This is a genomic window from Symbiobacterium thermophilum IAM 14863, from assembly GCF_000009905.1.
GTDB lineage: Bacteria > Bacillota > Sulfobacillia > Symbiobacteriales > Symbiobacteriaceae > Symbiobacterium > Symbiobacterium thermophilum.
Window position 1 is genome coordinate 342,300 of record NC_006177.1, and the last position, 13,032, is coordinate 355,331.

The 13,032-nt window shown below is 60.4% G+C and carries 8 protein-coding genes and 1 pseudogene; 7 read left to right on the forward strand and 2 right to left on the reverse strand.

The features are described 5' to 3' along the window. Positions 1-30 precede the first annotated feature (30 nt). Positions 31-1,326 (forward strand): IS110 family transposase, encoded by a 1,296-nt coding sequence (locus STH_RS01620; RefSeq protein WP_011194440.1) that lies wholly within the window; start codon positions 31-33, stop codon positions 1,324-1,326. Positions 1,327-1,413: 87 nt separating this feature from the next. Here the strand turns inward: STH_RS01620 and STH_RS01625 are convergent, their stop codons facing one another. Both STH_RS01625 and STH_RS19250 read right to left on the reverse strand, forming a co-directional pair. After that, a complete protein-coding gene (locus STH_RS01625; RefSeq protein ID WP_011194441.1) occupies positions 1,414-2,622 on the reverse strand; it encodes a transposase in 1,209 nt (402 codons plus the stop codon). Positions 2,623-2,690: 68 nt separating this feature from the next. Beyond that, complete coding sequence (locus STH_RS19250; protein WP_242654561.1) at positions 2,691-3,023, reverse strand: hypothetical protein; 333 nt, start codon at positions 3,021-3,023, stop codon at positions 2,691-2,693. 509 nt (positions 3,024-3,532) lie between these two features. Here STH_RS19250 and STH_RS01630 point away from each other — a divergent pair. The 6 genes and pseudogenes from STH_RS01630 to STH_RS01655 form a co-directional block, all read left to right on the forward strand. Continuing rightward, positions 3,533-4,660 (forward strand): IS256 family transposase, encoded by a 1,128-nt coding sequence (locus tag STH_RS01630; RefSeq protein WP_083766174.1) that lies wholly within the window; start codon positions 3,533-3,535, stop codon positions 4,658-4,660. Between the two features lie 136 nt (positions 4,661-4,796). Next, positions 4,797-6,956: a CRISPR-associated helicase/endonuclease Cas3 gene (locus tag STH_RS17760; protein WP_011194444.1), complete on the forward strand. Its 2,160-nt coding sequence runs from the start codon at positions 4,797-4,799 to the stop codon at positions 6,954-6,956. A gap of 26 nt (positions 6,957-6,982) precedes the next feature. Beyond that, on the forward strand, positions 6,983-7,714 hold the full coding sequence (gene cas5c / locus STH_RS01640; RefSeq protein WP_242654562.1) for a type I-C CRISPR-associated protein Cas5c: 732 nt from the start codon (positions 6,983-6,985) through the stop codon (positions 7,712-7,714). Beyond that, positions 7,671-9,446, forward strand: coding sequence for a type I-C CRISPR-associated protein Cas8c/Csd1 (gene cas8c, locus STH_RS01645; protein WP_011194446.1), 1,776 nt, complete (start codon positions 7,671-7,673; stop codon positions 9,444-9,446). The genes cas5c and cas8c overlap by 44 nt, the downstream gene beginning before the upstream one ends. Continuing rightward, positions 9,443-10,555: a type I-C CRISPR-associated protein Cas7/Csd2 gene (gene cas7c, locus STH_RS01650; RefSeq protein ID WP_011194447.1), complete on the forward strand. Its 1,113-nt coding sequence runs from the start codon at positions 9,443-9,445 to the stop codon at positions 10,553-10,555. Before cas8c ends, cas7c begins: the two co-directional genes overlap by 4 nt. A 1,224-nt stretch (positions 10,556-11,779) precedes the next feature. Further along, positions 11,780-12,895: pseudogene (locus STH_RS01655) on the forward strand (IS1182 family transposase); the annotation flags it as partial. Positions 12,896-13,032: the final 137 nt, after the last annotated feature.

A 13,032-nucleotide genomic window follows, 5' to 3' on the forward strand; every position in this document is an offset into this window, starting at 1 on the left:
ACCACTCGTAACAGGAGGTCACGGAACGCAATGCAATTGAAGCAGCGAGCCAGGAAATTGGCCCTGGTCCGAGGTGAACCCACGGTGGTGGTCGGTATCGACATCGCCAAGCGGAAGCACTGGGCCTGGGTGGTCGACGGACGGACCGAGGTGCCCGTGGGCAGCCCCTTCCATTTCCAGAATAGCAGGGAAGGGTTCGACCGTCTACTGGGAAAGATCGCACGAGCGAAGGAGAAGGCTGGCGCTACCCGCGTGGTGGTGGGGATGGAACCGACCGGGCACTACTGGAAGCCGCTGGCGTGGTATCTCCAGCAGGTGGGCTTCACGGTGGTCATCGTCAACCCGGCCCATGTCAAGGCGAGCAAGGAACTGGACGATAACTCGCCCACGAAGAACGACCGTAAAGACGCCTGGCTCAACGCCCAGTTGGTCCTGCAAGGCCGGTTCTCCGTGCCGTATCTGCCAGACGGGGTCTATGCAGAACTGCGGATCCTAACCCAGGCCCGGCAGCAACACCGGAGGAAGCTGAACGCCGCCCTGAATCAGCTGCAGGCGCTCCTGGACGAGTACTTCCCGGAGTACACGGAGGTGTTTGCCGACCCGCTCGGTCAGGCGTCGCTGTATGTGCTGCAGTACCGGCCGTTTCCACAGGATGTGCTGGCGGTGCCGGTGACTCAGCTGGCGGCGGAACTCCGGGCTGCCAGCAACCGGCGGGTTGGGCTCCGGCGGGCCCAGGACCTGCAGGAAGCGGCTCGGCGGTCTATAGGGGTGCCGTACGGGCTGGACGCCGCCCGGCTTCAGCTGCGGCAGATCCTCCAAGAAGTGATCTTTTGGAAGGAACGGTTGGCGGAGACGGAGGCGGCAATGGCCGAGGCGTTGGAGAAGACGGGCCTCGCCCAGTACCTGCTGAGCGTGCCTGGGGTCGGTGTGGTGACCGCTGCTGCCTTCCTAGGCGAGGTAGGCGACCTGCGCCGGTATGCGGACTGGCGGCAACTTCGCAAGCTGGCGGGCTACAACCTGACAGAGAACACGTCGGGGCAGCGGGACCGTAGCCGGACGCCCATCAGCAAGCGCGGCCGGCCTGGACTGCGCCACGTGCTGTACCAGATGGCGATGACGGCGGCCGCCAAGAACCGGGAGTTTCGAGCGCTGTACAAGCACTTCAGGACTCGCCAGCAGAACCCGCTCAAGGGCAAGCAGGCCCTGGTGGCGCTGGCGTGCAAGCTGTTGCGGGTGCTGTTCACCCTGGTCAGGAAGCAGTGTAGCTATGATCCGGCCAGGGCCTTGGGGGCCTGGCGGGCGGAGCAGTTAGGTCTCACCGCCTGAGAGGGCGGTGTGCCGATAGATGTGCCGCTTTGGGTGGGGGAAGCCGACTATGGCTGGAAGGGCATGACCCTGCAGCAAAGTACTAGCTCAAGTTTCACGCGAACAACTCGACATTCGTGGTGTTAAAAGGGCGTATGGGTAGGGAGTGGCCCGGTTCAGGGTAATCTCAGCTCCAGCCAGGGGAGTACCCCGGCTGAACACCAACCGCAGCGTGTCGCCGAGGCACCGAATGGTTGCTCGGCACCGGGCCGCTACTCGTACCAAGAGTCGACTCCCCGCCTCGGCCAGTTTGGGCGAGTTCGTGCTCAGAAACCGCCAAGCCCAGCGCACCAGGTTGAAGGCGAACAAGACCAGCTGCGTGAAGGCGGCGTTGGCCTCATACTTCCGCAGCCGAGGAGTACCAAAGTGGAACGTTCCCTTCCACTCCTGGAACCCGGCTTCGATGGTCTGCCGTCCATGGTAGAGCTTGACGACCTCTGTCGTGGTGAGCTCCTCAGGCTGGAGCGTAGTCAGGATGACGCTGCGGACCTCCCGGCCATCGGCGTCCCAGCGGCGCATGGCGACCAGTCGCACCGGATACGGTGCGAGCAAAGTGGGGCCAGGTACGGTAACGGCTTCGGAGGCAAACCGGTTCTTCTCGACTTCAACCCAGTTCTCTGCCGGTACAGCGTCGAAGAGGTGCTTGTAGGCGACGTTGCTCCCGGAGTAGGACTTGATGGTGAACTCATACCCCAGTTCCAGCAGGCGCTGGATCACTTCCGGCGTGCCAAAGGCGCTGTCAGCTCGCAGCAGAATACGGAGGGGAGCCAGGTTCGTCCGATTCTCCTGCCGGTACTGCCGGAGTCGCTGGTTCACTTCACGGAGGTGCTGAACCTCCTCCTGGAACTCACGCTGCAGCTTCTGCTTCCGGCGGGCGCTGCCCTTGCCTGATACCGTCTGCAGTTGCTGATACAGCTGCCTGACCCGAGCCTTCTGCTGAGCCAGGCATGCCTCGACCCATTCGACTCGCCGCAGGGGACGACCAATCCGGGCTTCGATCCTGGGAATCAGTTCGAGCAGGCAGGCGCCGGAACGGCTGTTGGCCTTGCCGGACTTGAGAAGGCCGTCGATGGCAAAGCGCTGCTGCTTCCCGCTGAGGAAGGCGGCTGCGATCTGATAGCCTCGGGCCAACTTCCCCTGGATGTAGCCGAAGTCGGTACCGGTGTACTGCCTGGTCTCGCCCCGAACCTTCTGGCCGGTGAGGTCAATGTCGACGATGACCATTCCGGAGCGGTCTGGACCTGCTACGGCAGCCACCTCCTGCTGAAGCAGCGGGGCCTGGATCTCAGCGAGTGCGTCGGAAAGCTGCTGAACGTTCTCCTCCGTCAGCTTGCTGAAGGTCGCACAGACGGTGGAAAGTGAGCAAAGCGTTCCTGCCCCCAGGCTTGAGCTACGGCAGGATCGGCAACCAGCGGCTCAGGGTCGAAGTTGAGATCCTTCATGTAGCGACAGTTGCCGAGAATGGCAACCAACGCCTCGACCACCTTGTCAACCGGCGTGTGGGCGTAGGTCTTCTGCTTGATGCGCAGGTGCCGATTCAGGATCTCAGCCAGGTTAAGCCTTTGAGCTACCCAGCCAAGAGCGACGAGAAAACCATGTCGGGTGGTGGACGTGATGGCTTGCGCAGCGATGTTGGGTGTCGTACCATGAGACTGCATCAGTCGAACCTCCACATGGTGGATTGGGAGCGGCCACACTCCCACCATGTATCATTGGTTCTGACTGATGCTTTTTCAATGGGTTTCCATTGCACGAAGTCCGGGTTATTCACGCGAAACTTGAGCTAGCTCGGGGCATTTTACACCACTACCCGTACTTTAACCTGCAGGGTTCAATTACCTTCTGTCGAACAACTCAGTATGCTAAATAATCGCTGTTGGAGTAACTGGTCTGGCGGAGACAGACGGCGTTGTCCCGGAAATCGTGGAAATTCAAAGTGGCGGCCCTCAAGCCCCGTTTGGTATAACGGGGGTGGACAGTAGGAAGGAGGTTGCCGCCACTGATGTCAGTGTACCACGGGAAGACCAAGAAGCGCCAGATGCTGGAGGTGGACAAACAGCACTGGTTGCCCCAGCAGGTGCAGGTGACGCTGCATGCCCTCATGGGAGCAGCCAAGGAGGGTCTGCTGGCCCTGGCCGTCGCTGTGGGGCTTGACGTACTGCGCTCCATGATGGAGGCAGAGGTGACGGCCATCGTCGGCCCCAAGGGCAAGCACAACCCCAATCGAAAGGCTTTTCGGCACGGTGCCGAGGAGGGGCGGGTGGTGCTGGGGGGACGGAAGGTACCCATCCAGCGGCCTCGGGTGCGGACGAAGGACGGACAGGAGGTCAGGCTCTCGAGCTACGAAGCCTTCCAGGATGAGCAGTTGCTGACGCAGGCCGCCCTGGAACGGATGCTTCATGGCCTCTCCACTCGGCGCTACCATCATGGCCTGGAGCCGGTGGGCGACGATCTGCCGGCCGTGGCTACGTCCAAGAGCAGCGTAAGCCGGCACTTCGTGGCGGCCACACGCAAGGCACTGGCTGAGCTGCTGGCGAGGCCGCTTGGTGATCAGCGCTACCTGGTGCTGATGCTGGACGGGATCGAAGTCGCAGACCACACCGTGGTGGTCGCACTGGGGATCACGGACGACGGGCAAAAGCAGATCCTCGGCCTCTGGGAAGGGGCTACCGAGAACGCAACCGTCTGTCGCGCCCTGCTAACAGACCTGGTGGAACGCGGCCTGCGGGTGGACGGGGGCATCCTGGTGGTGATAGATGGGGCCAAGGCCCTCAGGGCTGCCGTGCGGGACGTGCTGGGTGCCAGGGCGACCGTGCAGCGATGCCAAGTTCACAAAAAGCGCAACGTGCTGGACCACCTGCCGGACGAGGCTCGCGCGTGGGTCAGCCGCAAGCTGGAGCAAGCCTGGAGGGAGACGGACTACGAGAAGGCCCGGACTGCTCTCACCAGCCTGGCCAAGACCCTGGACGACAAGTATCCGGGCGCCGCCGCCAGCCTGCGCGAGGGGCTCGAGGAGACCCTGACCGTCCTGCGGCTGGAACTGCCCGAGGCGCTGCGCAAGACTCTCCGTTCCACGAACCCCATCGAGTCCGCCTTCGAGAAGGTACGGATGGCTAGCCGCAACGTCAAGCGCTGGCGGAACGGCCAGCAGGTGCTGCGCTGGACTGCCGCGGGCCTCCTGGAAGCGGAGAAGGGCTTCCGGCGCATCAAGGGATACCGCCAGCTCCCAATGCTGTCGGAAGCCCTAAGCAGACACGCCGCTCCAGAAGCATCCAGCGCCGTGCAAACGGCCTAAAAACGAAGAAAAAGGCCGCCACGAAATTCCACGGCGGCTGGGACGTCGCCGAGACAGACCCTCTCTGGGCTTAACCACCGACAGACCGATGAGTCTCGGTAAGTAGAGCCATTGTTCACATAAGACGTCGACGGGGGTGAGTCCCATTCCCTGCTACGCCCACAGTCCTGGGCCACGGGGGTGGCACGACCTCTATTCCCACCTGACAGAAGTGGCACGAATGGCCTGCCAGTTCGCCGCACCATTCGGTGCTGGGGAACTAGCGTATTGGATCGGGTTCTGCCACGATCTTGGCAAGATAAACCCCGCATTCCAACAGTACCTTGAAACCGTGAACTGTGGACAGCCGCACCCCGTCGTTCCTCACGCCATCTGGGGAGGAGCCCTCGCGTACTGGCTGCTCTGGAAACACAAACAAGATGCTTACATGTGGAAGCTCCTCGCCTTACCCATTTACGGCCACCATGCTGGTCTCCCCAACGGCGGCACAATCAGTTCGGTGTTGGAGCACTTCGTACAGGAAACCCCCGTCGCCCTGGACCAGATGATGGCCTACCTCCAAGAGCACAAGGCTCTGCTTCCCAGGCTCCGTGCCCCTGCCCTTACTGGCACCCGTCTCGAGCTTTTTATTCGAATGGTTTACTCAGCACTCGTTGACGCCGACTACCTCGATACCGAAGGTCACTTTAACCCCGCGGAGGCATCCAAACGAGGCGGATGGCCAAGGCTTGAGGAGTTGCTAGAGCAGTTCAAGCGAAATCAACAGGAGTTCATGGCGCGGGTGCCGGACACACTCGTAAATCGTGTCCGGCGCGAAGTATACGAAGCTTGTTGGCACGCTGCAGAACGACCACCGGGCATTTTCCGCCTCACTGTTCCCACTGGAGGCGGTAAAACTCGGAGCGGCCTGGCATTTGCTCTGAGGCATGCCGTTATTCATGGCCTGCGAAGGGTCGTTGTGGCCATACCTTACACGAGCATCATAGACCAGACAGCTACCGAATACCGGAAGATTCTTGGCAACGCTGCGGTGGTGGAACACCACAGCCAGTTACAACCGCCGGAAGATGAAAGCCAGTCAGAACTGGCCCTGCGGCAACGGTTAGCAACGGAAAACTGGGACGCCCCCCTTATTGTCACCACCACCGTGCAACTCTTCGAAAGCCTCTTTTCAGCCCGTCCACACCAGGCACGCAAGCTTCATAACTTGGCACGCTCAGTAATCCTTCTTGACGAGGTACAGTCGCTGCCTCCAGAAATTCTGGCGCCTACTGTCGACGTGTTGCGGAGTTTAGTAGAGAACTACGGGGTAACCGTCGTTCTATGTACTGCCACTCAGCCGGCCCTGGATAGGGTCCCTGCACTATCTGACTTCCAGGAAGTAGGGATCTCCGAGATCGTAACGGACTACCCGCGACACTTCACCTTGTTACGGCGCGTTCAGTATGAGCGCAGGGCGGAGCCTATGACATGGGCAGAGTTGGCTCGGGAAGTAGCTAATCGGTCGCAAATCATGGTGGTGCTGAACCGCCGTCGCGATGCGCTTGCCCTCTTGGAAGTACTCAAAGAAGACCCCGATGTCTTCCACCTTTCCACGCTTCTTTGCGGTGCACACCGCCGTGAAGTCCTTAACGAGGTCAAACAACGCCTTAAGGACGGCAAACGCGTACGGCTCATCAGTACACAGGTCGTGGAGGCCGGGGTTGATCTCGATTTCCCTGAGGTTTGGCGTGCTGTTGGTCCCCTCGATCGCATTGTTCAAGCTGCGGGGAGATGCAATCGGGAAGGTGCGCGCCATTTCGGACGGCTCGTGATCTTCGAGCCTGCTGAGGGCGGAAGCCCGAGCGGTCCATATAAGGTTGGAATCGAGAAGGCAAGACAGATACTGGAACACTACCCTCCGGACGCTTTACACAGTCCAGATATCTTCCGCGAGTATTTTGCGGAGCTCTACTCCACGGTCAACCTCGACGCCAAGAACATCCAGCAGTTACGGGAAGACCTGAACTATCCAGAGGTGGCTTCCCGTTACCGTCTCATTGCCGAGGATACAGTGCCTGTCGTTGTCGATTACAAGGATGGGTTTCGCCGCCTAGACGACTGGCTCCGGCGCCCAACACTCGAAGCATGGCGGGCTTTGCAACCATACGTGGTCAGCATCTATCGCAGGGAGGTACACCAGAACACAGAGTGGCTGGAACCGGTCTTTGGCGGGCTCTATCGTTGGTCCGGTGGCTATGATCCCAAACGTGGGCTGGTGCAATCCTTCCATGACCCCAGCGATCTGATTGCATGACCTGGTTACGGTTTGGGGGTGCTTCTGTGGACGACAAGGCACGGGTGGCAGTCAAGGTATGGGGAGACATGGCGTGTTTTTCCCGTCCCGAGTTCAAGGTCGAACGGGTCTCTTACCCCGTCATGACCCCGAGTGCTGCCAGGGGGATTCTGGAGGCTATATTCTGGCGGCCGGAGTTCCGTTACCAGATCCGGGCAATCGGCGTTCTCAAACCCGGCAAGACGATCTCTATCCTCCGTAATGAACTGGCAGAGCGCCAGGGTAATGCGCCGATCTTCATTGAAGATCAACGGCAACAACGCGCCAGCCTCGTCTTACGGGACGTGGCATACCTCATTCACGCTGACATGGTACTGCGCCCGCACGCTACCGATCCCATCTACAAGTATGTGGACCAGTTTCGTCGAAGGGTCGAACGCGGGCAGTACCACCACGCGCCCTACCTCGGTACCCGGGAGTTCCCGGCCTTCTTCAGTCCCGATAACGGTGAGACCCCTCCGGACTTGAATCTGGACGTTGGCCCGATGCTGTTTGACATCGCCTTTATCCCTTCCTCCCAGAGGCCAGAAATGGAGTTCCACCGCCACGGCCCAGGAGGAGCCTGCCGGGTAACCGGGTACGCCCAACCTCTGTTCTTTGATGCCCGCGTCGAGCATGGGTGGCTACACGTGCCGCCACAGAAGTACGACGACCTGTATCGAATGGAGGGGGACGATGCTGCGGGAACTGGTCAGGGCAGCCGACCGTTTTCGGGCTGAGGGTCGCCTGCCGCCTACTGCGTACAAGGTCAAGTCGCCGCGATGGATTGTAAACCTGCGGGGCGGAAAGGCGTACCTGGAGGGTCCTTATGCCCGCAGGGACATAGCACCGACTCCGGCTCCGGATCGACAGCGTTCAGGAACACCCTCGGAGTCCAACCTCAAACCCTACCTGTTGGCAGATGACGCCCGTTACGCCCTTGGCAAGATCGATCCGCAACGCCCTCATCAGGCGGAGTTGCAACACCGGAGCTTTGTGGAGTTATTGAATCAGGCCTACCAGGAAACTGGGTTGGCGCCGCTGCGAGCCATCCTCGACTTTCTGACAAGTCCCGAGGCTGCCGTCATCCGCGATCGGATCGACGCTGACGGCCTGGTGGCATTCAGGGTTGATGGCACGGACCCAGCCGAAAACCATGAGGTGCAGCGATTTTGGGCCCGGTACCTGGCTAGGGAACTCGCCCTGGATCATTCCTCTTACTGTGCGGTCTGCGGCGAACACACTCACATACTGCGTATCCTTCCGCGCGAGGTCGTAGTGCTGGGACAAAAGTGCCAGATCACGTCCTTCAACCAAACGGCCTTCCGCTCCTTTGGCAAGGAACAAACCGCCAACTCTCCCATCTGTTTTGCCTGTGCCAGCAGCGCCATCGATGCGCTGGATTACATGATTCGAACCGAGCGTCACCACCGCGTCCTGGTCAACAACCCCAAGGGGCGGGGGTTGGCCAATCAGCTCGCGGTGTTCTGGATGAAAGACCCTCTCGAGGTACGGGTGGGGGAAGTGACCTATGAAGTAGAGGACCTGCTGGGCGCCGTCCTCGGCGTTGGTACCGGGCTGGGACAAGGAGACCCCCCGGCAGATCTGGCTCAACTTCGGGCCCTGTTGAACGTGCCATGGACAGGCAAGGACGTTTCCCTCACCCTGGGTGATAACCAGTTCTACTTGGCCATCCTTTCAGCCAACAAGGGGAGGCTCGTGGTCCGGGAGTGGTTTGACGTATCAGTCGCTCGCTTGAGGGACAGCCTGCGCACCTTCCTCGATGCTCTTCGTATGGTGGACCCGTCGGGGACAACTGTATCTGCGCAAACCATCGACACGCTGGTGCTGGCTCTGGAAAGCGAGGATCCGAACCTGTCCCGTAGCCTCCTCCGCAGTGCGTTTCTGGGCTACCCACCCCCGTGGGAGATCGCTGAGGCGGCGGTGCGCCGGTTTCGGGTAGCTGTCGCCAGGCAAGATCCGGCACTACAGCATCGACTCGCGGCTGCCCTCAAACTTGGCTTGGTATTTGGAAAGTCGGAGGAAGAGGTGAGGCAGATGGAAATGCTCGACCCAAGTCGCAATGTACGGGCCTATCTGTGCGGCCGCCTCTTTGCGGTATTGGAGGAAGTCCAGCGGCGGGCAGCAGTCGGCAAGCTGAACGCAACGATTGCGGATCGGTTCTACGGAGCCACTGCCGCCGCACCGGCGGCCAACCTTGCCTACCTGCTCAACCGTGCACAGACGTCCCACCTTGCAAAAATCCGGAGAGAAAGGCGGGGCCACGGGGAACTGGAACAACTGATCGGCGAGGTACTCGCTCGCATCCACGAACTGGGCGGCTTCCCCAAGACTCTGACGCTCCCTGAGCAGGCCGAGTTTGCCTTGGGCTTTTACCATCAACGAGTGCAGTTCAGAGCTAAGGGCGGTCAAACATCCAACTTGAAGGTGGAAGGGGCTGTTGCACCGTGAGTCACACGGATGTGAGTAAGCGTCATGAGTTTGTCCTGCTGTTTGACGTACGGGACGGGAATCCCAACGGTGATCCCGATGCCGGCAACTTACCACGGATCGACCCCGAAACCATGCACGGCTTGGTTACGGATGTAGCACTCAAGCGCAAGGTACGAGACTACGTGTCCGGCGTCCTCGGCAAACCCATCTTTATCCAGAGCAAGGTCGCCCTCAACACCCTCATCCTGGGGGCATTCCGGCACGTGGGGTACGAGCCTGTTGTTACCTCGCTCCAGGGCGAGGAGCTGGAGGACGAGGAGTTGATGGCCTGGCTGGCCGGAAAGGCAGACGCCGGCTTCGCCGTAGACGGCGAGCGACTCCTGTACTCCGGCGAGTCTCTTCGTCAACAGGACATCATTCGGGCACTCACTGAGGGCATTGACGAAGAACAGCGAGAGCTAAACCGTAAACTACGAGACCTTGGCCGGCGCCTGGCCGACGCCGCCAAGGCCCGCAAGGGCGAACTGACGGCTGAGACTCAGGATAAGGCGCGCAAATGGCTGTGCCAAACCTACTACGACATTCGGATGTTCGGCGCTGTGCTCTCCACGGGTCTCAACGCCGGTCAGGTACGTGGGCCGGTGCAGCTTACCTTTGCCCGCTCCCAGCATCCCATTACCCCCCTGGACCTGTCCATCACCCGCCAGGCCCGTACCACTACAGTGCGCATGGCAACCGGCCCAACAGAGATGGGCCGTAAGCCGATCGTCCCCTATGGCCTCTACCGCGCCCACGGCTTCTTTAACCCGTTCCTCGCCGAGAAAACCGGCGTAACGGATGACGATCTCCGCATCCTCTGGGACGCGCTGCAGCACCTATTTGACTACGACCGTTCTGCCGTCCGTGGCGAAATGAACATGCGGGGCCTCTGGGTCTTCACCCATGATGACGCCAAGGGGTGCGCCCCGACGCACAAACTTTTCGAGCTAATTCAGACGGATAAACTCCGGAATGGGGTTGAGGTCCCCCGCGATTTCAGCCACTACGATGTACAGTCACCACCTGAAGGTCCCCTGGATGCACTTGGTTACCCCGGCGTTACCCTTACGTGCCTGGTGAAGCCGTAATTGCGTAAGGAGGGGATGCCCCGTGTGGCACGGGCCGTTTGGCCCGGTCACCGGGGCGCTTAGTCTGAGCGTCCAGGTGGCTTTCCCCGAGTACCGTAGCACCCAGCTGCAAGGCTATGTGAGGGTTGAAACAGGGGAAGTGTCACCTGAGGCGTCATCCTCGTAAGGCTTAGGATGGTTTGAAATCTAATCAGATTGCCTAGCACCCGGCCGCGAGACCGGGTAAGGATTGGCCACTTTTGCTCGGACTGGTACGAGGCGGTCGCACGTAGCACCCGGCCGAGAGTCCGGGTGAGGATTGAAACGTGTTCGATGAGGGGGCAATTGAGTTCAACTCGCGGGGTAGCACCCGGCTCTTGAAACCCTGTCACCCTGGACGCTTCGACTGTCACCGCTGGTAGCACCCGGATCCAAGGCCGAGCAAGGATTGAAACGCCGAGTACCTCTCGGCCACCATCTGAGGCACGCCCAGTAGCCCTCGGCGTGGGCTGGGTGAGGATTGAAACCAGAGAGTGAACGCCCTGGAGAGGTAGCAGAGCGCCCGTAGCAGCCGGCCCTAAAGCTGGGTGAGGATTGAAACACGATGGCCTCAGCCATATCTGCCATGGCTCATGTAGCACCCGGCCCAAAGGCCGGTGAGGATTGAAACTCGTCGATGTCGATCACGCCGCCCAGGAGCACCTGCCAGTGGCACCCAGCCCTAAGGTAGGGTGAGGATTGAAACATCATCTACTACGCCGCCATCATCGGGGACAGCCCTGGTAGCACCCGCCCCCCAGGCTGGGTGAGGATTGAAACAGTGCAACCTCAATCAGCAGGGCCATGTGCTTAGGCAGCGCCCGGCCGTAAGGCCGGTAAGGATTGAAACGACGAGTACGGCAAGCCGGTCGCCATCATCCGCCGGTAGCACCTGGCCCAAAGGCCGGGTGAGGATTGAAACGGCATCGCCCTCGCAGACATGACCCTTGGACATGATCGCAGCACCTGGCCACAAGGCCGAGTGAGAATTGAAACAACGTCGCCGGCCTGCTCCGCGGTGACTAGAAGAGGTAGCACCCCACCACAAGCCGGGGGAGGATTGAAACCCCTCAACGATCGCCGTGTCAATCAGGTGACCGATGGTAGCACCCGGCCACAAGGCTGGCCCAGTGGGCTGACCTAGGAACCTGTCTGAGTAAGCCAGTTCTGTAGGAGCAAAAGGGTTGGGTGTCCAATGTCTTCAGCATGAGCAAGAAGACGTATCGACCGTATCAGCCCAATCAACTGTTGCTGCTGCCCCCTGCCCTGCAGGACTGGCTTCCGCATGACCATTTCGCTTACTTCCTGAGTGATGTCGTGGACTCACTCGATTTGAGCCAAATCGAACGGACATACGAGCGAGAGCTGCGAGGTTACCCACCGTACCATCCGCGGATGATGGTCAAGGTGCTGCTGTACGCCTACTGCAACGGCGTCTACTCCTCTCGCAAGATCGAACGCCGGCTGCAGGAGGACGTAGCCTTCCGCGTCCTTGCGGCCAACAATCAGCCCGATTTCCGGACGATCAGCGATTTCCGGAAGCGGCATCTAAAGGCCCTCTCCGACCTGTTCCTGCAAGTGGTCAAGATCTGCAAGAAGGCCGGGCTGGTTCGCCTGGGTCATGTGGCCCTGGACGGCACCAAGATCAAGGCCAACGCCTCCAAGCACAAGGCGATGAGCTACAGCCGGATGGTGGAGGAAGAACAACGCCTGAAAGCGGAGATCGCTGAGTTGCTCCAGAAAGCCGAGGAAGCTGACCGGGCCGAGGATGATCGCTTCGGCCCGCATCGTCGTGGGGATGAACTGCCCGAAGAACTCCGCTTCCGAGAGCGGCGGCTGGCCAAGATTCAAGAAGCCAAGGCTGCTCTGGAAGCCGAAGCGCGCCTGAGGGCCGGCGCTGACGAACATGAGCCTCCAGAGGAGCCGGGACCCAAGGGGCCCAAGGGCGGTCGTCGGCGGAAGCGGTCGAAAGCAGACCCCGCACCAACAGCGCAGCGCAACTTTACGGATCCCGATTCCCGGATCATGAAAGGCTCTGATAAGCAGTTCATCCAGGGGTACAACGCCCAGGCCGTCGTCGATGCCGATACGCAGATCATCGTAGCTGCTGCCGTAACAAACCAGGCGGCAGATGCTCCGCACTTGATCCCCATGATGGAGCAGGTCGAAACCAATGTCGATGAGATGCCGGAGGAGGTTTCTGCCGATGCAGGGTACTTCAGTGAGCAAAACGTTCAGTGGCTCTTGCAGCGGCGAATCAATCCCTACATGAAGCCCAGTACGAGGAACTGGTCCGGAACCTCCTGGACGAGATTGACCAGTCGGAAGACAGCTTGCGCATCTACCGCCTGATGGAACCCAAGGAACAGTACGTACAGGAGTTCGGTGTTTTCCGTGCGATCGACTTTGAAGGGCCGCTCGTTCTCTAAGTGCGAACCAGTAATGCTGACAAAAACCCG

Excerpts from the sequence above, each read along its gene's own strand:
- STH_RS01620 (WP_011194440.1), top strand. The coding sequence starts at position 31 with ATGCAATTGAAGCAGCGAGCCAGGAAATTGGCCCTGGTCCGAGGTGAA.
- STH_RS01630 (WP_083766174.1), top strand. The coding sequence starts at position 3,533 with ATGATGGAGGCAGAGGTGACGGCCATCGTCGGCCCCAAGGGCAAGCAC.
- STH_RS19250 (WP_242654561.1), bottom strand. The coding sequence starts at position 3,023 with ATGCAGTCTCATGGTACGACACCCAACATCGCTGCGCAAGCCATCACG.
- cas8c (WP_011194446.1), top strand. The coding sequence starts at position 7,671 with ATGCTGCGGGAACTGGTCAGGGCAGCCGACCGTTTTCGGGCTGAGGGT.